19 protein-coding genes are annotated in these 18177 nt (G+C 60.9%); 11 read left to right on the forward strand and 8 right to left on the reverse strand.

Translation table 11 applies throughout. The annotated features are described in order from the left end of the window. Window positions 1-103 precede the first annotated feature (103 nt). From pta to ACR0IM_RS16910, 7 genes are all read left to right on the forward strand, one after another. Window positions 104-1126: a phosphate acetyltransferase gene (pta, locus tag ACR0IM_RS16880; protein WP_480682617.1), complete on the forward strand. Its 1023-nt coding sequence runs from the start codon at window positions 104-106 to the stop codon at window positions 1124-1126. Window positions 1127-1196: 70 nt separating this feature from the next. Next, window positions 1197-2228 carry a YeiH family protein gene (locus ACR0IM_RS16885; RefSeq protein ID WP_480593958.1) on the forward strand — a complete coding sequence of 344 codons (1032 nt, stop codon included), beginning with the start codon at window positions 1197-1199 and terminating at the stop codon, window positions 2226-2228. Window positions 2229-2255: 27 nt separating this feature from the next. Beyond that, window positions 2256-5075 carry a molybdopterin oxidoreductase family protein gene (locus ACR0IM_RS16890; RefSeq protein WP_480682618.1) on the forward strand — a complete coding sequence of 940 codons (2820 nt, stop codon included), beginning with the start codon at window positions 2256-2258 and terminating at the stop codon, window positions 5073-5075. Then, on the forward strand, window positions 5072-5821 hold the full coding sequence (locus ACR0IM_RS16895) for a 4Fe-4S dicluster domain-containing protein (protein ID WP_480593960.1): 750 nt from the start codon (window positions 5072-5074) through the stop codon (window positions 5819-5821). The genes ACR0IM_RS16890 and ACR0IM_RS16895 overlap by 4 nt, the downstream gene beginning before the upstream one ends. After that, window positions 5821-6708, forward strand: coding sequence for a dimethyl sulfoxide reductase anchor subunit family protein (locus tag ACR0IM_RS16900; RefSeq protein ID WP_480682619.1), 888 nt, complete (start codon window positions 5821-5823; stop codon window positions 6706-6708). Before ACR0IM_RS16895 ends, ACR0IM_RS16900 begins: the two co-directional genes overlap by 1 nt. A 108-nt stretch (window positions 6709-6816) precedes the next feature. Further along, window positions 6817-7278, forward strand: coding sequence for a carboxymuconolactone decarboxylase family protein (locus tag ACR0IM_RS16905; RefSeq protein WP_480682620.1), 462 nt, complete (start codon window positions 6817-6819; stop codon window positions 7276-7278). Further along, the gene (locus ACR0IM_RS16910) at window positions 7275-8168 is read left to right on the forward strand and encodes a sigma-70 family RNA polymerase sigma factor (RefSeq protein ID WP_480642452.1); all 894 of its coding nucleotides are present in this window, start codon (window positions 7275-7277) and stop codon (window positions 8166-8168) included. Before ACR0IM_RS16905 ends, ACR0IM_RS16910 begins: the two co-directional genes overlap by 4 nt. 24 nt (window positions 8169-8192) lie before the next feature. On the opposite strand, the gene dapA is transcribed toward ACR0IM_RS16910, so the two are convergent. Next, a complete protein-coding gene (dapA, locus tag ACR0IM_RS16915) occupies window positions 8193-9065 on the reverse strand; it encodes a 4-hydroxy-tetrahydrodipicolinate synthase (RefSeq protein WP_480642453.1) in 873 nt (290 codons plus the stop codon). Between the two features lie 133 nt (window positions 9066-9198). Here dapA and ACR0IM_RS16920 point away from each other — a divergent pair, with 133 nt between their 5' ends. Next, window positions 9199-11163 carry a lytic transglycosylase domain-containing protein gene (locus tag ACR0IM_RS16920; protein ID WP_480642454.1) on the forward strand — a complete coding sequence of 655 codons (1965 nt, stop codon included), beginning with the start codon at window positions 9199-9201 and terminating at the stop codon, window positions 11161-11163. Here the strand turns inward: ACR0IM_RS16920 and ACR0IM_RS16925 are convergent. Together ACR0IM_RS16925 and mnmC2 are read right to left on the reverse strand one after the other, a co-directional pair. Then, entirely contained in the window at window positions 11137-12006 is an 870-nt protein-coding gene (locus ACR0IM_RS16925) for a DMT family transporter (RefSeq protein WP_480682621.1), read from the reverse strand. The genes ACR0IM_RS16920 and ACR0IM_RS16925 overlap by 27 nt on opposite strands. After that, entirely contained in the window at window positions 12003-12668 is a 666-nt protein-coding gene (mnmC2, locus tag ACR0IM_RS16930; RefSeq protein WP_480593969.1) for a tRNA (5-methylaminomethyl-2-thiouridine)(34)-methyltransferase MnmC2, read from the reverse strand. The genes ACR0IM_RS16925 and mnmC2 overlap by 4 nt, the downstream gene beginning before the upstream one ends. A gap of 49 nt (window positions 12669-12717) precedes the next feature. Between mnmC2 and ACR0IM_RS16935 the strand changes: the two genes are divergently transcribed. After that, entirely contained in the window at window positions 12718-13758 is a 1041-nt protein-coding gene (locus ACR0IM_RS16935) for an NAD(P)/FAD-dependent oxidoreductase (RefSeq protein WP_480642456.1), read from the forward strand. Here ACR0IM_RS16935 and ACR0IM_RS16940 read toward each other — a convergent pair. From ACR0IM_RS16940 to ACR0IM_RS16955, 4 genes are all read right to left on the reverse strand, one after another. Continuing rightward, window positions 13750-14550 (reverse strand): HTD2 family dehydratase, encoded by an 801-nt coding sequence (locus ACR0IM_RS16940; protein WP_480682622.1) that lies wholly within the window; start codon window positions 14548-14550, stop codon window positions 13750-13752. The genes ACR0IM_RS16935 and ACR0IM_RS16940 overlap by 9 nt on opposite strands. A 38-nt stretch (window positions 14551-14588) precedes the next feature. After that, window positions 14589-15131, reverse strand: coding sequence for an NADPH-dependent FMN reductase (locus ACR0IM_RS16945; protein ID WP_480642458.1), 543 nt, complete (start codon window positions 15129-15131; stop codon window positions 14589-14591). Window positions 15132-15246: 115 nt separating this feature from the next. Continuing rightward, window positions 15247-15918: a YiaD family glycine zipper/OmpA-like lipoprotein gene (locus ACR0IM_RS16950; RefSeq protein WP_480642459.1), complete on the reverse strand. Its 672-nt coding sequence runs from the start codon at window positions 15916-15918 to the stop codon at window positions 15247-15249. 118 nt (window positions 15919-16036) lie between these two features. Continuing rightward, the gene (locus ACR0IM_RS16955; protein WP_480682623.1) at window positions 16037-16729 is read right to left on the reverse strand and encodes a helix-turn-helix transcriptional regulator; all 693 of its coding nucleotides are present in this window, start codon (window positions 16727-16729) and stop codon (window positions 16037-16039) included. A 103-nt stretch (window positions 16730-16832) separates the two neighbouring features. On the opposite strand from ACR0IM_RS16955, the gene ACR0IM_RS16960 reads away from it, so the two are divergent. Continuing rightward, window positions 16833-17018, forward strand: coding sequence for a hypothetical protein (locus tag ACR0IM_RS16960; protein WP_480593975.1), 186 nt, complete (start codon window positions 16833-16835; stop codon window positions 17016-17018). A 3-nt stretch (window positions 17019-17021) separates the two neighbouring features. Here ACR0IM_RS16960 and ACR0IM_RS16965 read toward each other — a convergent pair whose 3' ends face one another. After that, the gene (locus tag ACR0IM_RS16965; RefSeq protein ID WP_480593976.1) at window positions 17022-17669 is read right to left on the reverse strand and encodes an RluA family pseudouridine synthase; all 648 of its coding nucleotides are present in this window, start codon (window positions 17667-17669) and stop codon (window positions 17022-17024) included. 97 nt (window positions 17670-17766) lie between these two features. Between ACR0IM_RS16965 and ACR0IM_RS16970 the strand changes: the two genes are divergently transcribed. Beyond that, window positions 17767-18177, forward strand: coding sequence for a nuclear transport factor 2 family protein (locus ACR0IM_RS16970; RefSeq protein WP_480682624.1), 411 nt, complete (start codon window positions 17767-17769; stop codon window positions 18175-18177).

Consider the following 18177-nt stretch of genomic DNA (forward strand, 5'->3'; position numbering starts at 1 on the left):
AGGAACTGGGCGAGCCCTTCCGTCGTGACGCGATGAAAAAACCGGTCGCAGTCGCCGGTATCAGCGAAAACGATATGACACCACAGGCCGGAGCGTAATCCGAGTGAAACCTCTGCGCGCCATTCTCGGGACTGCAAGCGCCTCTGACAAGATCATCGCCTTAGCCGAGGGCGATGATCCCCGTGTTGTCGAAGGCGCGGTCATGGCTGTGAAAGAGAACGTTGCGCGGATTATTCTGATTGGCAGCAAGGCCGAAGTCTCGGCCTTGCTGGACACGCATGAAAGCTATGATCGCGAACGGATCAAAATTTACGATCCTGCCCACTCTTCACTGACACCCGAACTTGCACAAGCGCTGTATGAACGGCGCAAACACAAGGGAATTTCGCTTGACCAGGCGCGGCAACAGATCACAAACCGTCTGAATTTTGCCGCCATGCTGGTGCAGCAGGGCATTGCAGACGGCACTGTCGGCGGCGCGGTTGAAACCACGTCAGACACCGTGCGTGCCGCGTTGCAGATCATCGGCACAGCCCCGGATGCCGCCATGGTCTCCAGCTTTTTTCTGATGCTGTTCTGCAAGGACCATCACGAGGTCAAGGGCGCACGCATCTTTGCCGATTGCGGTCTGGTCGTTGACCCCAGCGCACAGGAAATGGCCGAGATCGCCCGCGCCTCGGCCGCGTCCTACGAGACCCTGACCGGTGAAACCGCGCGCGTGGCAATGCTGTCCTTTTCCACCTCCGGCAGCGCCCAACATGCCAAAGTTTCCAAGGTCGTCGAGGCCACGCAAATTGCGCGCGATAGGGACCCAACGCTGCTGATCGACGGAGAGCTGCAGTTCGATGCCGCCTTCGTGCCCGAGGTCGCGGCCAAGAAAGCCTCCGATTCGCCGCTGAAGGGTGAGGCGAATGTCTTTGTCTTTCCCAATCTGGATGCCGGAAACCTGGGATACAAAATCGCCCAGCGCATTGGCAGGGTCGAGGCGATCGGCCCGGTCCTGCAGGGGCTGGCCAAACCCGCAAACGACCTGTCGCGCGGATGTTCCGCCGAAGACATTCTGCACATGATCGCCGTGACGGCCGTGCAGGCTCAACATGCCGAGTCCAAGCCGGAGACGTGTTGACCCGATCACCAAAGACCCCTGGCGGCTTGTCTGCCGATACCGTAATTTTTCAAAAAGGCCTGTTGGGTAGATGCTGGCAAAGACCGAGCTTACGTCTCTTTTCGGCGCAAACGCCGCCCGGACGATCCGCACCCTGTTTCCCGGCGTGCTGGTGGCTATGACCGTTGCCGCGACGGCCAAGTTCCTGTCCGAGCACTATGCCACCCCCGCCATGCTGATGGCGCTGTTGCTGGGCATCGCGCTCAGCTTTCTGGGGGAAGAGGGTAAAACCGTGCCTGGCATCGGCTTTGCCGCGAAATCGCTGTTGCGGCTGGGCGTGGCGCTTTTGGGCGTGCGGGTTTCGATGACGTTGATGATGGGGCTGGGCTGGGACCTGATCGCATTGGTCGTTGGTGGTGTTCTGGCCACGATCGCATTTGGCCTGCTGATCGCGCGGTTCTTTGGACATAAGTGGCGCTTTGCCTTTTTGACCGCGGGTTCGGTTGCGATCTGCGGTGCCTCTGCCGCAATGGCAATCAGCGCCATCCTGCCCAAGGACGAGCGGTCCGAGGAACGGCTGATCTTTACCGTTCTGGGTGTCACCGTGCTGTCGACTATTGCTATGATCGCCTACCCCATCCTGGTGCGCACGCTGGGCATGAGCGACGTGGCAGGCGGCGTGTTCCTGGGCGGCACGATCCACGACGTGGCGCAGGTTGTTGGCGCGGGATTCTCGATTTCGGAACAGACCGGCGACACCGCGACGCTGGTGAAGCTATTCCGCGTGGCCATGCTGGCTCCGGTGGTACTGGTCGCCTCGCTGATAATCCGCAGTGTCGCCGACATGGATGAGGCAGGCCAACGCCCGCCGATCCTGCCCAGCTTTGTCGTGGGCTTTCTGGTTTTGGCTGGGGCCAGCTCATTCGGTCTGATCCCCCCGTTCATTTCGGAACTGCTCAGCCAAACCTCGCGCTGGCTGTTGCTGATCGCCATCGCGGCGGTCGGCATGAAGACCAACCTGAAACAAATCCTGTCGGTCGGCGGTGCTGCAATCGCCCTGATCGTCGTGGAAACTCTTTTTATTGCAGGAGTTATCCTCGCCGGAATAACATTCCTGACCTGATACGCTGACCCGACAGAAGGACGCCAGATGACCATCCAGCAACCGAAGATCGACACCAGCCCCAAAGTCTCGGACGAGGTCCGGCGCACCACCTGTTACATGTGCGCCTGTCGCTGTGGCATCAACGTGCATATGAAGGACGGCAAGGTCGCCTATATCGAAGGCAACCGCGACCATCCGGTGAACAAGGGCGTTCTCTGCGCCAAAGGATCGGCAGGGATCATGCAGGTCAACGCGCCATCCCGCCTTCGCAAGCCGCTGCTTCGGGTCGGGCCGCGCGGTTCGGGTGAGTTTCGTGAGATCGAATGGGATGAGGCGATCAGCACCGCCGTCGGCTGGCTGAACGAGTTGCACGAGACCGCACCGCAGAAACTGGCCTTCTTCACTGGCCGCGATCAAAGCCAGAGCTTCACATCGTTCTGGGCACAGAATTTCGGCACGCCCAACTACGCGGCCCATGGCGGGTTCTGCTCGGTCAACATGGCCGCTGGCGGCATCTATACCATGGGTGGCGCCTTCTGGGAGTTCGGCCAGCCCGACTGGGAGCATACCAAACTGTTCATGCTGTTCGGTGTGGCCGAAGACCATGACAGCAACCCGATCAAGATGGGTATCGGCAAGATCAAGGCACGCGGCGCGCGGGTGATCGGCGTGAACCCGATCCGCTCGGGCTATAACGCCGTCGCTGATGACTGGGTCGGGATCACCCCCGGCACTGATGGGCTGTTCATCCTGTCGTTGATCCATGTGCTGATGAAGGCGGGCAAGATCGATCTCGACTACCTCAGCCGCTACACCAACGCGCCGGTTCTGGTGAACGCCGCCGAAGGGTCCGAAAAGGGCCTGTTCCTGCGCAACGCCGATGGCAAGCCGCTGGTCATCGATCGCGTGACAGGTGAGCCGACGGCTTTTGACAAGCCGGGCGTCCGCCCGGATCTGTCGGCCACCTATGAAAAAGATGGCGTCACCCATCGCCCCGTCTTCCACCTGATGGCCGAGAAGTACCTGTCCGACGAGCATTCACCCGAAAACGTGGCCGATCGCTGCGGTATCCCAGCCCAGCGCATCCGTGCCATCGCCGCCGAAATCGCCCGCGTCGCCTTTGACGAGGCCTTCGAACTGGACCACGAGTGGACCGATTTCCGGGGTGAAACACATTCAAAAATGACAGGCCGCCCGGTCAGCTTTCACGCCATGCGCGGGATTTCGGCCCATGCCAACGGGTTTCAGACCTGCCGGGCGCTGCATGTGCTGCAGATCCTGCTTGGAACGGTTGAAGTCCCCGGCGGCTTCCGTTTCAAACCGCCCTACCCCAAACCGATAGAGGCACACCCCAGCCCGCACGGAGACCGTCGACCCGGACGCCCGCTGGAAGGTCCGCATCTGGGATTTGTGCGTGGCCCCGAAGACCTGCTGATCGACGATTGCGGCACGCCACAGCGCATCGACAAGGCATTCACTTGGGAGAACCCCATGTCCGCCCACGGGCTGATGCACATGGTGATCTCGAACGCCGCCGCAGGTGATCCTTACAAGATCGACACGCTGTTCATGTACATGGCGAACATGTCATGGAACTCCTCCATGAACACCAAGGGTGTGATGGAGATGCTGACCGCCCGCAACGAAGACGGAAAATACGTCATCCCCAAGATCATCTATTCCGATGCCTATTCTTCGGAAATGGTGGCTTATGCCGACCTTGTCCTGCCCGACACCACCTATCTGGAACGGCACGACTGTATTTCTCTGCTGGATCGCCCGATCTGCGAGGCTGACGCCGCCGCCGACGCGATCCGCTGGCCGGTGGTCGAACCCGACCGCGACGTGCGCGGGTTCCAGTCGGTGCTGATCGAACTGGCTAACCGCATGAGCCTCCCGGGATTCACCAACGAAGACGGCACGCCCAAGTGGCAGGACTATGCCGACTATATCGTCAACCATCAGCGCAAGCCGGGCATCGGCCCGCTGGCCGGGTTCCGGGGCGAAAACGGTGACAAAGAAGGCCGCGGAGAAGTCAACCCTGACCAGCTGAACCGCTATATCGAAAACGGCGGCTTCTACGTTGCGCATATCCCCGAAGGCGCGGACTACTACAAGCCGTGGAACGCTGCCTATCAGGATTGGGCCGTGGGAATGGGCATCTATGACAGCCCGCAACCTTACCTGTTCCAGCTCTATTCCGAACCGATGCGAAAGTTCCAGCTGGCCGCTGAAGGCCACGGAGATCGCCAGCCCCCCGAGCACTTGCGCCAGCGCATCCAGGACACCATGGACCCGCTGCCGATCTGGTACGAAACCGATCAGCAAGGCAATGAGGGCTTTACGGTCAACGCCCTGACCCAACGTCCGATGGCGATGTATCACAGCTGGGGCACCCAGAACGCGTGGCTGCGCCAGTTGCACGGGCGCAACCCGTTATATGTCCCGACAAAACTGATGCGTGAGCACGGGCTGAGCGACGGCGACTGGGCGAAGGTCAGCTCTCCACACGGGGAAATCACCGTTCCGGTCATGGAGATGGCAGCGCTGAACGACAACACCGTCTGGACATGGAACGCCATCGGCAAACGCAAAGGCGCCTGGGCCCTGCAGGAGGATGCGCCGGAGGCCACCAAGGGCTTCCTGCTGAACCACCTGATCCACGAGCTGCTACCGCCAAAAGGCGACGGGCAACGCTGGGCCAACTCGGACCCGATCACCGGACAGGCCGCATGGTTCGACCTAAAAGTGAAAATCGAAAAAGCCGAGGCCCCGAGTGACGCGGAAAGCCAGCCCGAGTTTGGTCCGATCAAGTCACCCGTTGGCACCGGTCCGAAAGATCTGGCGTGGAAGGTAGGCAAATGACTCAGCTCCCCCAATCCACCGAACGCAAAATGGGTCTGGTCATCGACCTGGATACCTGTGTCGGCTGCCATGCCTGCGTGATCTCATGCAAAGGCTGGAACACCGAGAACTACGGCGCGCCGCTGTCGGATCAGGACGCCTATGGCGGTAACCCATCGGGCACCTTCCTGAACCGTGTGCATTCCTACGAGGTAACACCTGAACAGGGTCACGCCCAACTGATCCACTTCCCCAAGTCGTGCCTGCATTGCGAGGACGCGCCCTGCGTCACCGTTTGCCCAACCGGGGCCAGCTACAAAAGGGTCGAAGACGGCATCGTTCTGGTCAATGAAAGCGACTGTATCGGCTGCGGCCTCTGCGCTTGGTCCTGCCCCTATGGCGCGCGTGAACTGGACGTGGCCGAAGGTGTGATGAAAAAATGCACCCTCTGCGTCGACCGTATCTATAACGAAAACCTGCCCGAAGTGGACCGCGTCCCCTCTTGCGTCCGTACCTGCCCCGCTGGCGCACGTCATTTCGGTGATCTTGGCGACCCCGACAGCGATGTCAGCAAACTGGTGGCCGAGCGCGAGGGCATGGACCTGATGCCTGAAATGGGCACCAAACCCGTCAACAAGTACCTGCCGCCGCGGCCCAAGGATCAGATCGAGGACCAGATCGACATTCTGGCCCCCCTGCTTGCCCCTGTCGCCGAAGAGCCCAAAGGCTTCCTAGGCTGGCTCGACAAAACTCTGGAGAAGCTCTGATGCATCCGGCCCCATCTGTCATCATCTTCACAACCTGTTCCGGGCTGGGCTTCGGCCTGCTGTTTTTCCTTGGCCTCGGCCAACCCGCGGTAACCGGTTTCGTCGCGTTCGTATTCTACCTCATCGCCTACGCTCTGGCGGTGGGCGGCCTGCTCGCCTCAACCTTCCACCTTGGACACCCGGAACGTGCCTGGAAAGCGTTCAGCCAATGGAAATCCAGCTGGCTCAGCCGGGAGGGGGTCTGCGCCGTTGCTGCACTGCTTGTCATGGGGCTTTATGCCCTTGGTGCCGTGTTCATGGGCAGCCACTGGACCGTTTTGGGGTGGGTCGGAGCACTGCTCAGTCTGGCCACCGTGTTTACCACCTCGATGATCTATACACAGCTCAAGACAGTCCCGCGTTGGAACATGAACCTGACACCGGCACTGTTTCTGTCTTTCAGCCTTGCAGGGGGTGCTCTATTGGCCGGGGTCGAAGCCTTGGCCCCCTGGCTGTTGGCCATCGCTGGGGCCGTGCAGCTTGCCTATTGGGCTAAGGGCGACGGCGCATTGACCCGGTCTGGCACCACCTTGGGCACCGCAACCGGGTTGGGAGGCCGAGGCACCGTTCGTGCGTTTGAACCGCCACACACGGGAACCAACTATCTGCTGCGAGAATTCGTCCACGTCGTCGGGCGCAAACATGCACAGAAACTGCGTGCGATTTCCTTTGGCTTGGCCTTTGTCCTCCCGTTGCTGTTGATTCTGATCCCGGTCTCGGGGGTTGCGATCAAACACATCCTTGCACTGCTTGCCGTACTGTCACATCTGACCGGCGTCGTAGTCTCGCGGTGGCTTTTCTTCGCGCAAGCTGAACACGTGGTGGGGCTATATTACGGCAAGCGCTGAAAACGGTAGAAAGAGCCTCAGGAGTGAGGCTCTTTTTCTTTGCACCGTGTCACAAACCCGGTGACTCGTGCGTCCTGTTTTTGTTCAATACCCAAACAGGAGAAATCGATGTCCCCCCGGATCAATCACTTTGCCCTTGCACCCGACCTGTTGCAGCCCATGCTCGACATGGAGGAACGACTGCGCGCGTCCGAACTGGAACATAGCCTGATCGAGCTTGTGAAACTCAGAGTTTCTCAGATCAATGGATGTGCCTATTGCATTCACATGCATACGCATGACGCGCGCGCAAACGGAGAAACCGAAGACCGCTTGCACCTGCTGAACGCCTGGCATGAATCGTCGCTGTTTTCGGAGCGCGAACGCGCGGCATTGATCTGGGCTGAAACGCTCACCCGGATCGAAACCAGCCGTGCACCTGACGATGTTTACCGGGTAGTTGCTGCGCAGTTTTCGGAGCGGGACCTAATCACACTGACCCTTGTGACCACCACAATCAATACCTGGAACCGTCTGGCCATTGGGTTTGCGATTCCACACCCTGAAAGCAAAAAGGCCACGGCTGCGTGACCCGTACGATCCCTCTGCCCAAAGATCGGGCATTTGTCGAAATGCAACCGCGTCTTTTCGCGGTTGCATATCATATGCTTGGATCAGTCAGCGATGCCGAGGATATCGTTCAGGAAGCTTACCTGCGCTGGCAGCGCGTCGACACCGAGCAGGTGCGCGACACCACAGGATATCTCATCCGCGTGGTTTCCAGGCTTTGCCTCGATCATCTACGCGCGGCCCGGGCCACGCGTGAGGCTTACCCCGGAGAATGGTTGCCAGAACCGCTGGTTACGGAAGACGCGACAGAACGATTGGACCGCGATGTTTCTGTTGCGCTCTTGATGGCTTTGGAGCGTTTGTCGCCTCTGGAACGCGCTGCATTCCTTTTGCATGACGTATTCGAACATACCTATTCCGACTTGTCTGATACGCTAAACCGCAGCCAGAGCAGCTGTCGCCAACTCGTCAGCCGTGCCAGAAAGCATGTTGAGCACGTCAAGCCCCGTGCAAGCGTCACGCGTGAGCACGGCGAAGAACTGGCCAAGGCGTTTTTTGACGCAGCAAAAAGTGGCGACACAAGAAACCTGACCAACCTGTTGGCACGGGATGTGCAATTGCACACGGATGGTGGCGGTAAAATCATCGCAACACTGAACCCGATTTACGGGCGGGATAAAGTCATTCGGTTTTTCGCGGGGCTGGCGCGGAAAGCCACTGCCGATCAGACCTATTCCGCAACCTTCTGTTGGCTGAATGGACTACCGGCAGTAATCAACAAAGAACCGGCGGGGTCAATGCAGGCGACCTCGCTAAAGATAGAAAAGGGTAAGATCGCAGCCATCTATGTGGTTCGCAATCCCGAGAAGACCCAACATCTGGAAAAACTGCTGGCAGACAGGGCCCGCTGATATCAACAGGCCCCGGCTAATGACTCAGAGCAGCCCCGCATGCTCCATTGCAGCGTCGATGGCGGCCATTGTGCTGTCGTCCAACGCGGTCAGGGGCGACCGGACTTCGGTGCTGCACAGGCCCAGCTTGCTGAGCGCGTATTTGGCGCCAACCAGACCCGGCTCAATAAAGATCGCTTCGTGCAGGGGCATCAGACGGTCCTGATACGCCAGCGCCTTGGTGTAGTCGCCCGCCAGCGTCGCCTGCTGGAACTCGGCACATAGCTTCGGCGCAACGTTTGCGGTGACCGAAATGCAGCCGACGCCGCCATGCGCGTTGAAGCCCAGCGCGGTGGCGTCCTCGCCCGACAGTTGACAGAAGTCGGGCCCACACGAGGCACGTTGCTGACTGACGCGGGCCAAGTCGCCTGTTGCGTCCTTCACGCCAACGATGCGCGGCAGCTCGGCCAGCTCTCCCATCGTTGCGGGAGTCATGTCGATCACTGACCGGCCAGGGATGTTGTAGATGATGATTGGAATATCGGCGCAATCATGCAGCGCGCGGAAATGCGCGATCAACCCCTTTTGGGTGGGCTTGTTGTAATACGGTGTCACAACCAGCGCCGCATCCGCACCGATCCGTTCTGCGAATCGCACGAAGCGGATCGCTTCGACCGTGTTGTTCGAGCCCGCACCCGCGATAACCGGCACTCGACCGGCGGCGGCTTTGACAACCTCTTCCACAACGGTTTCGTGCTCTTCATGGCTGAGCGTCGGGCTTTCACCGGTGGTGCCTACGGGAACCAGCCCGGTCGAGCCTTCTTGAATCTGCCATTCCACCAAGTGTTTGAGCGTCTTCAGGTCCAACTCGCCGTTTGTGAACGGGGTGACGAGGGCTGGCATTGAGCCTTTGAACATGACACGCTCCTTGGTGTGCGGTTAGCATTTTTTACGCCTCGGGCCATCACAATCGTCACGATGTGAGTTGATCCCGGCGGCGCAAGGTTTATCCTGAGTGGCTGTATCCTTGGTTGGTTGGGAAATGCAAGGCATGACACGCGTTCTGGCGCTTTTGATAGCGGTGATTCTGGGGTCAATCGGGCAAGCGCGGGCCGACGCCGCGGGCGATCTGCGCGCCGGGATGAATGAAATGCGCAAGGGCGACTGGAATGCGGCCCTGCGTGTGTCAGGCAAACGGGGGTCCGTCAGCCGCGATATCATCGTTTGGCACTGGCTGCGGCAGGGCTTTGGCAGCTCGGGCGATGTGCTTGTGTTTCTGGACCGCCGTCCGGACTGGCCCGGGCTGGCCTGGCTGCGACACAAAAGCGAGCCTGCGTTCACCGGTGCCGATCCTGACCGGGTGATGAAATTCTATGCCGGCAATCGGCCGCAAACAGCGGAAGGTGCGCTGAACTATGCCGTCGCGCTGAAGGCTAAGGGGCATCCGGGCGATGCCGAAGCCGATATCGTGGCCGCCTGGCGCACTATGCCGATGGGGTCGGGGCTGCAAAAGGACTACCTTGAGAATTTCGGCAAGCTGCTGAAACCCCATCACGCCGCCCGACTGGACCGAATGCTGTGGGATGGGCACCATGTCAGCGCCGGGCAGATGTTGCCCTTGGTCAGCGCCGATCAGCGCAAGCTGGCCGAGGCGCGGATTGCCCTGCAAAAACGCCAGCCCGGCGTGGATAACAAGGTCGCCGCGGTTCCGAAGGCGCTGGTCGAATCTCCGGGTCTGGCTTTTGACCGGTTTGTCTGGCGCGACAAGAAGGAACTGGACGACAGCGCGATTGACCTGATGCTGGCACGTTCAACCGGACCGGATGCGCTGGGTGAGCCGGACAAATGGGCCGAGGGCCGCCGCCGTCTGGCGCGGCTTGAGATGCGCAATGGCGACGCCAGCCGTGCCTACAAGATCGCTGCCAGCCACCACATGACACCCGAGATGGGTTACGCCTATGCGGATCTGGAATGGCTGGCCGGGTTCCTTGCGCTGCGCAAGCTGAATGATCCCGCCACGGCGGTGCGGCATTTCCAGAACTTCTCGGGCGCAGTGGAATCGCCGATCTCGAAAGGGCGCGGCGGCTATTGGCTCGGCCGGGCCTATGCGGCTCAGGGGGAGGCTGACAAAGCCTATGACGCCTATGCGATGGGCGCAGACTATCAAACCTCGTTCTATGGCCTGCTGGCAGCCGAACGGATCGGACGGCCCTTCGACGGTGAACTGGCCAATCCGCGCCGGGCACCGCATTGGAAACAGGCCGATTTCGCCAACTCAAGCGTATTGGAAGCCGGACTGCTGTTGCTGCGCGCCGGGGAAAAAAACTTGTCCGAGCGTTTCCTGACCCATCTGGTCGAAGAGCTTGACCCGGTGCAAGCCACACAGTTGGGCGATCTGGTGATCGAACTGAAAGAGCCTCATCTGGCGGTGATGATTGCCAAGCGCGCGGCCAAAACCGGCGTTGTTTTGCCCGCTGCCTATTACCCGATGCATCCGGTGGCCGATATGGGCCTGCCTATGGCGAAAGAAATGACACTGGCCATCGCCCGCCGCGAAAGTGAGTTCGACCCTGTGGTCGTCAGCGGTGCCGGCGCACGCGGGTTGATGCAGGTAATGCCGGCCACAGCCAAGCTGGTGGCCAAGGAACTGGGCATCCTCAGCGGTCACAAGACGTTGAAATTGACTTCGGACTGGCAATACAACGCCAAGCTGGGCGCAAATTACCTCTCGGGTCTGGCAGCTGATTTCAACGGCAATGTGGTGATGATGGCCGCAGGGTATAACGCTGGACCGCGCCGCCCGATCTCTTGGATGGAGCGCTATGGTGACCCCCGCGCCGGTGAGATTGACGTGGTCGACTGGATTGAGACCATCCCCTTCAGCGAAACCCGCAATTACGTGATGCGGGTGGCCGAAAGCCTTCCGGTCTATCGTGCCCGTTTGGGTCAGCCCGCTTTGCCGGTTCCTTTCTCGCAGGAGTTGGTCGGCTCAACCCTGGCTTCGTTCGCGCCATAGGGTGAACAGGCCCGCAGCCACAACCAATGCGGCCCCGATGACAACTGCGGGCCGCAACGCCTCACCAAAGACCAAGATGCCGAGGGTGGCGCTCCAGACCAGATGGAAATAGGCAAAGGGCTGTACGGCGCTGGCCTCGGCCATTTCATAGCATTTGATCAACAGCCAGTGGCCCAGAACGCCGCTGACACAGAGCAGCGCCATCCACACCCAATCCGCGCGCGCCATCGGTTCCCAGAACCACATTCCCACCAGTGTCATCGCGACGGCCCCGGCAATGCCGGTCCAGAAAAAACTGGTGGCCGAACTGTCCTTGCGGGCAACATAGCGGGTCAGCAAACCATAAACCGCGAACATCAGCGCGGAAATCAGTGGCAGGATGGCCCAAGGGTTAAACACGCCAACACCCGGTTGCAGGATGATCAGAACGCCGATGCAGCCCACTCCGATCGCCACCCAGCGCCGCCAGCCGACCTGCTCGCCCAGCACCGGCCCGCTGAGTGCCGCGACCAGCAGCGGATAACAGATGAACACGGCCATGCTGTCGATCAAACCCAGCACCGTGAAGGCATAAACGGCGACGCAAATCTCAGCCGCCAACAAGAGGCCACGGAAGACTTGAAGCCCAAGCTGGCTGGTTCGGGTGGCAGCCACCAAGCCTCCGGGAGAACGCGCGGCCAGCGCAATCACGAAGGCCGCGAAAAACCAGTAGCGGATCATCACCACCATGTAGGTGTTGTATGTTCCCGCCAGATGGCGCGAGATGCCGTCCTGCAGGGCAAACACAATTGTCGCCGCGATCATCAGCGCGATGCCCACGCGGGAGTTGTTCTGCTGCGTCATTCCTGGATAGCCCGGGTCATATGGCGTTTGTGGCCGAAACCGGGAGTACGGGTGACAGTAAAGCCCGCACCCTCCAAACCGCGCCGCACAAACCCAGCGGCAGTATACGTGGCCGCCGTACCGCCAGCCACCGTGTGGTCGGCCACCTGCTGCATCAGGTCCGCCCCCCAGAGTTCGGGGTTCTTGGCTGGCGAAAACCCGTCCAGAAACCAGGCATCAGCCTCGCCTTCCCATGCGGGCAGCGTTTGACGCGCGTCGCCTTCGATCACCTCAAGATGCAGGGTGCCCAGATTACACCGACCGCCCTGCCATCGATCCAGAAAACGGTCGGTCCAAGGCGCAAGTTCCGGAAAGGCCGCCAGCGCACGGGACATGTCGTCGGCCACCATCGGGAAAGCCTCAAAACTGGTGAAGCTCAGGGGGGCGGTTTGGCCAGCCCTCTCCCACTCAGACCACACGGTTAGCATATTCAGACCGGTGCCGAACCCCAGTTCGGCAATGTGAAACCCCGGCGCAAACCGCGCGGGCAGGTCATTGCCCGCCAGAAACACGTGTCGCGTCTCTTCCAGCCCGTTCTGCAGCGAGAAATACGGATCATCGAAACGGTCCGAGACCGGAATCTGATCCTCGGTCCATGTCAGTTCAGCGCGCTGGTCTGCCATCGGGGAATCCTGTAGCTAAGCGGCGCGACACTGAACAAGGAAAAGGGGAATGGCAATGGTCGATGTAACGGTGCGCGGTGCGGGCATCTTTGGCCTGTCCATCGCCTGGACCTGCGCCCGACGTGGCGCAAAAGTGCAGGTCGTCGATCCGTATGGTGCCGGTTCAGGCTCCAGCAGCGGGTTGGTCGGTGCGCTGGCCCCGCATGTACCCGAGAACTGGAACGCCAAGAAAGCCTTTCAGTTCGACAGCCTGATCATGGCCGAACCGTTCTGGAAGCAGGTCGAAGCCACCGGCGGCGTTTCCCCCGGTTACGCGCGGTTGGGCCGGTTGCAACCCATTGCTGACGCTCGCACGCTGGAGCTTGCCCATGCGCGCGCGGAAACCGCTGCCGAGCTGTGGCAGGGGCGCGCCGAATGGAGGGTTGTAGCTGCCGAGGCCCTCGGTTCGTGGTGCCCGCCCAGCCCGACCGGTTTCGTAATCCACGACACGCTAAGCGCGCGAATGCACCCCCGCCGCGCCTGCGCCGCGCTGGTGTCGGCATTGGCAGTGATGGGAGTGGACGTGGTGGCGGAAGCGCCGGACCGGGGTCAGGTCGTTCATGCCACCGGTCTGGCTGGGTTGCAGGAGTTGAGCCAGGCCTTTGGCAAAACCGTCGGCAATGGCGTTAAGGGACAGGCCGCGCTGCTGCGTTTTGATGCGGGTGAAGTGCCGCAGCTGTTTGCCGATGCGATCCACATCGTGCCCCATGCCGATCGAACCCTTGCTATCGGTTCGACCTCAGAACGCGACTACGACGACCCGTCCAGCACGGATGCCGCGCTGGACGACGTGCTGGATCGCGCCACGCGGGCGGTGCCGGTGCTGCACGGCGCCGAGGTGATCGAACGGTGGGCCGGCGTGCGCCCCCGCAGCAAAAGCCGCGCCCCGATGCTGGGTGCACATCCGTTGCATCAGGGGCAGTTCATCGCCAATGGTGGCTTCAAGATCGGTTTCGGCATGGCCCCAAAACTGGCCGAGGTCATGACCGATCTGGTGCTGGACGGGCGCGACACGATCCCTGACGATTTCCGGCCCGAGGCCTCACTCTGATGAAGACACAGCCTCGGCCAACATGCATTGCCGCCCATCTGGGCCGCGTACCCACAGGGTTTGCCCGTTCCGACACAGTGTCGCGGTTTCGAAATGCATCAGCGGCGCGGTTGCCCGGAACGAGAACTTCGCCAAAGGCCCCATAGCGTCTTCCGCATAAAGCATCAGGTGCTGCGCCAGCAACGGGCCGTGCACGACCAGCCCGGCATAGCCCTCGACATCGCGGGCATAGTCCAGATCATAGTGGATACGGTGGCCGTTGAAGGTCAGCGCCGAATAGCGGAACAGCAAAGTGCTGTCAAAAGTGACCATGCACAGGTCTGTCTCGTCCGTGCGCGCAAGGGGCGGAACCGGTTTGACCTCATCAGGCGATGGATCCTGACGGTAGACCAGATCCTGCCATTCGGTCAGGCACAGCGTATCACTCTGCCAGACCTCGTGGCGCAGCGTAACAAATCCCAATGGCCCGGTGCGTCCCGTTTTCGAAGTCGCTTTTTCACAGACCGAGCGGCGCTCGGCCCCTGCCCCCGCGATCAGAGGCGTGTGGAAGTGCAGGCGGCCGCCCGCCCACATGCGACGGGGCAGGCCTATATCGGGGATCAGACTGCCCCCCACCTTCGGATGCCCATCGCGGCCCAAACGCTCGGGTGGCTGGGGCAACCAGAAATAGAGTTGGTGAAAGAACGGCGGCAGCGCCGCCCCCGCCATTATCGTTGCGTCCAGCCCCAACGCCACCTGCAATGCGGCAGCACGGGCCGGGTCGATCACATCAGATTGAATTTCATCTGCCATGGCGGCAGATTAAGCGGCCCGGAGAGGGTCAACAAGCGTTAGAACCCTGCCTCAGTTCGCAGCTTCTCCATCAGGGTCCGCAAGCTGCTTTCGTAGTGGTCGCTGGTCAGTTTCCCCTGCTCGTCGAACTCGTTCGAGCTGTCAGCCAGATGGATTTCCGGCCCCTGCAGGATGCGCGGCTGGAACGGCACCATACAGCTGCGCAGAACCATCTGCGCACGTTCACCGCCCGCACGGCCAGCTGCCGCCGACATCACGGCAACCGGTTTGTCTGCCCACGGGCGACCATTGGTCCGGCTGACCCAGTCCAGCGCGTTTTTAAGAACGCCAGACGGTCCTTTGTTGTATTCCGGCGTTGAGATGATCACCGCATGGGCCTGCGCGATTTGTTCAGCCAGCGTTTGAACCGCCTGTGGAATGCCCTCGCCCGCTTCCAGATCACCGTCATAGAGCGGCAGATTCAGATCGGCCTCGATATGGGTGCCGGGGTTGAACAGCCGCGCGGCCTCGCGAAGCAGTTTGCGGTTGGTGGCATTTTGGCGCAACGAGCCTGAAAGGCTCAGCAGGATCGGTTCAGACATCAGGAAACTCCGTCTTGGTGTTTCCCAATAGCTAGCCCAAAGGCCGCACGCGCCAAAGCCCAGTTGACGCGCAGTCAATGTGCGAAAAAGGGCACCCGCAGGTGCCCCCTTCACATTAAACGCTACCGTTCGGAATGATCTCGATATCGACCCGGCGGTTGCGGGCCTTGCCCTCGGGCGTCAGGTTCGACGCGGCTGGTCGGTTCTCACCCAGGCCTACTGTGCTGATCCGGGCACTGCTGACACCATTGGCCTGCAGGATATCCGCCACCGACCGGGCACGGCGTTCGGACAAGGCCTGATTATACGACGCCTCGCCATCGCTGTCGGTATGGCCGACGACCTGGACGCTCGAATTGGGATACCGCGTCAGGTTCTGGCCCACTCTCTCCAGATCAGCCCGCAGCGCCGGGCGCACGGTCGCGCTGTCGGTGTCAAAGGAGATATCATTCGGCACGGTGACAATCAGACGGTCGCCCGCATTGGTGACGGTGATGCCCTGATTGGCCAGTTGCTGACGCAGCTCGGCCGCTTGACGGTCCAGCTGATTGCCGATCAAACCGCCACCGGCGGCACCGACCGCAGCCCCGGCCAATGCACCCAGACCCGGGTTCGAGTTATTGGCAATCGCGCCAACTCCGGCCCCTACTAGACCACCCAAAATCGCGCCTTGTTTCGCGTTTTGGTTGGGATCGGCTGGCAGGTTCAGCGTGCCGGGATCTGTACAGGCCCCCAGAAACAAGGCTGAGCACAGCCCGGCGGACAATACAAATTTGGAATTCGTCATGATATCACCTTCTGCTCCGGCACCCGTTTACCGGGCGCATATTGTTTGGTGCAGTTTATCGCGCTGCTTGCAGGCGTTCTCAAGCAACAATCCGGTGAAATCGGCGAATACCCGCCGCCTAGGAGGCCCGTGCCGAGGCATCCCAGTGGTTCTGTTCCTGCCAGATCGCGCGCAGGGGTTCGCCCTGCCCGCAAAAGTGATCCTCGGTCAACTCGCACGCCCAGATTCGGTCGGTGCGGAAATGGCGGAACCCGTTCCGTAACTCACACCAGGCGGCCAGCAAGGTGCATTCGATGTGATAGATCAGCGCTACGGGCCGGACGATCCGTTCGGTTCGTTCCCCTTCGGCGTTTTCGTAGGTGATGCGAATCTTGCGTTCGTCCCGGATTGCCTCGCGATAGTTCACCACGGGTACGCAGCCTTTTTCGGGGTCGTCCATTGGGGCACCCCACGGCGCGACTTGCAGCCAGTCGGTCGGTACGCGCAAAGCTTCGATCTTGCGACACACCCGGTCAGCAGCCTGTTGCAACGTACTGTCCCCGGTGCGCGCCAGCATCGACAGGCCGACCCACAGCGCCTCGACCTCCTCGGCATCAAAATTCAAAGGCGGCAGGTCATAACCGCGCCGCATCAGGTAACCAACACCGGCCTCACCCTCGATCGGGGTGCGTTGCGCCTGCAGGGCTGCGATATCGCGATAGACCGTGCGCGCGGACACTTCGAGCTTTTCTGCCAATGCATCCGCCGTCACCGGCGCTTCGGCGGCACGCAGGATCTGGATGATTTCGAACAGGCGGGTGGAACGGCGCATGGGTTTCTCCGGTTCATATGCTGACACTCTAGCACACCCCCCTGACAAGGTGGTGTCAGGAGTGATGGTCGAGACTTGGCGTCAGACGAAAAGGAGATCACCGATGCCAAGCCTCGACAATCACGTGATGATGACCCTGAAACTGGGTCCTTGGGCGCAGGATCACACCTTGCGCAGCTTTGAAATCGAGCGCGAGATCATGGCCGCCCGCCAACCCTGCACCCCGCGCAAACGCCGCTGGCGTTTTTCGCTGGGTAACCTGAAGATGCTGTGGACCAGTAGCGCCTAAGATTCAGAAATCCGCCTTGGCGCGGAACTTCATCGAATCCCCGCCCTCGGGGCTCTTCAGGCGCAGCTCCTCGGAATGAAGCATCAGCCGCGGGAAATCCCGGGCCGCCCCATCGGCATAGAACGGGTCACCCAGGATAGGGTGGCCCAGCGCCTGCATGTGAACCCGCAATTGATGCGACCGACCCGTTTTGGGGAACAGGCGCATGCGGGTCGTTTCGCCCTCGTGTTTGACGACTCTCCAGTCGGTGACAGCGGGCTTTCCGGTCTCATGACACACCTTCTGGCGCGGACGGTTAGGCCAATCCACGATCAGCGGCAGGTCAACGGCACCAGTCTTTTCTTCAACCCGTCCCCAGACCCGCGCCACATAGGTTTTGCGGGTTTGGCGGTTCTCGAACTGCATACTCAGATGGCGTTGTGCATGGGGGGTCTGGGCAAAGACCATCACACCCGAGGTATCCCGGTCCAGCCGGTGCACCAGCAACGTCTGCGGAAAGGCCGCCTGTACCCGCGACAGCAGGCAATCGGCCAAGTGCTCGCCCCGCCCCGGCACTGACAACAGGCCCGAGGGTTTGTTCACCACTATCAGCTGCGCGTCCTCATACAGAACGTCCAGAGGGGTGTTCGGGGGATCATAGGTCTCGCTCATGCGCGCCTGCCTATCGCAGCGCGCGACCTCCCGCAACGTCGCGCTTGCCTGAACGAAGCAGTTCAGCAACTCTGCCCTCAAAGCGGAAGGAGAATCCATGCACCCCACGATCGAACGCATGCAGGAGGTGGTCGCCAAAGGCGATGAGAGCTTGATTCACGAATTGCTGGCCCAGGATGTGCGCTTTTCCCCACCCACCTACTACAGCACCTGGACCGGGCGCGAACCGGTGGCGGCCGTGCTGGGCCATGTGGGGCAGGTATTCTCAGATTTCCGCTATCGCCGTGTGATGGGTGAGGGCAAGGACTGGGCGCTGGAATTCCAGTGCAAGGTCGGAGATCTGGACGCTGTGGGGGTCGATCTGATCACGCTGAACGATGACGGGCTGATTCAGGAGTTCGAAGTCGTCATGCGCCCCTACAAAACCATCGGCGCCTTGCGCGAGGCGATGATGGCGCGCGTCATGACCGACCCGCGGTTCCTTGAATACAAGAACGCGCTCAGCTGA

Source organism: Ruegeria sp. BF6 (assembly GCF_056538665.1).

Excerpts from the sequence above, each read along its gene's own strand:
- ACR0IM_RS16885 (WP_480593958.1), top strand. The coding sequence starts at position 1,197 with ATGCTGGCAAAGACCGAGCTTACGTCTCTTTTCGGCGCAAACGCCGCC.
- ACR0IM_RS16890 (WP_480682618.1), top strand. The coding sequence starts at position 2,256 with ATGACCATCCAGCAACCGAAGATCGACACCAGCCCCAAAGTCTCGGAC.
- ACR0IM_RS16895 (WP_480593960.1), top strand. The coding sequence starts at position 5,072 with ATGACTCAGCTCCCCCAATCCACCGAACGCAAAATGGGTCTGGTCATC.
- ACR0IM_RS16900 (WP_480682619.1), top strand. The coding sequence starts at position 5,821 with ATGCATCCGGCCCCATCTGTCATCATCTTCACAACCTGTTCCGGGCTG.
- ACR0IM_RS16905 (WP_480682620.1), top strand. The coding sequence starts at position 6,817 with ATGTCCCCCCGGATCAATCACTTTGCCCTTGCACCCGACCTGTTGCAG.
- dapA (WP_480642453.1), bottom strand. The coding sequence starts at position 9,065 with ATGTTCAAAGGCTCAATGCCAGCCCTCGTCACCCCGTTCACAAACGGC.
- ACR0IM_RS16920 (WP_480642454.1), top strand. The coding sequence starts at position 9,199 with ATGACACGCGTTCTGGCGCTTTTGATAGCGGTGATTCTGGGGTCAATC.
- ACR0IM_RS16925 (WP_480682621.1), bottom strand. The coding sequence starts at position 12,006 with ATGACGCAGCAGAACAACTCCCGCGTGGGCATCGCGCTGATGATCGCG.
- mnmC2 (WP_480593969.1), bottom strand. The coding sequence starts at position 12,668 with ATGGCAGACCAGCGCGCTGAACTGACATGGACCGAGGATCAGATTCCG.
- ACR0IM_RS16935 (WP_480642456.1), top strand. The coding sequence starts at position 12,718 with ATGGCAATGGTCGATGTAACGGTGCGCGGTGCGGGCATCTTTGGCCTG.
- ACR0IM_RS16940 (WP_480682622.1), bottom strand. The coding sequence starts at position 14,550 with ATGGCAGATGAAATTCAATCTGATGTGATCGACCCGGCCCGTGCTGCC.
- ACR0IM_RS16945 (WP_480642458.1), bottom strand. The coding sequence starts at position 15,131 with ATGTCTGAACCGATCCTGCTGAGCCTTTCAGGCTCGTTGCGCCAAAAT.
- ACR0IM_RS16950 (WP_480642459.1), bottom strand. The coding sequence starts at position 15,918 with ATGACGAATTCCAAATTTGTATTGTCCGCCGGGCTGTGCTCAGCCTTG.
- ACR0IM_RS16955 (WP_480682623.1), bottom strand. The coding sequence starts at position 16,729 with ATGCGCCGTTCCACCCGCCTGTTCGAAATCATCCAGATCCTGCGTGCC.
- ACR0IM_RS16960 (WP_480593975.1), top strand. The coding sequence starts at position 16,833 with ATGCCAAGCCTCGACAATCACGTGATGATGACCCTGAAACTGGGTCCT.
- ACR0IM_RS16965 (WP_480593976.1), bottom strand. The coding sequence starts at position 17,669 with ATGAGCGAGACCTATGATCCCCCGAACACCCCTCTGGACGTTCTGTAT.
- ACR0IM_RS16970 (WP_480682624.1), top strand. The coding sequence starts at position 17,767 with ATGCACCCCACGATCGAACGCATGCAGGAGGTGGTCGCCAAAGGCGAT.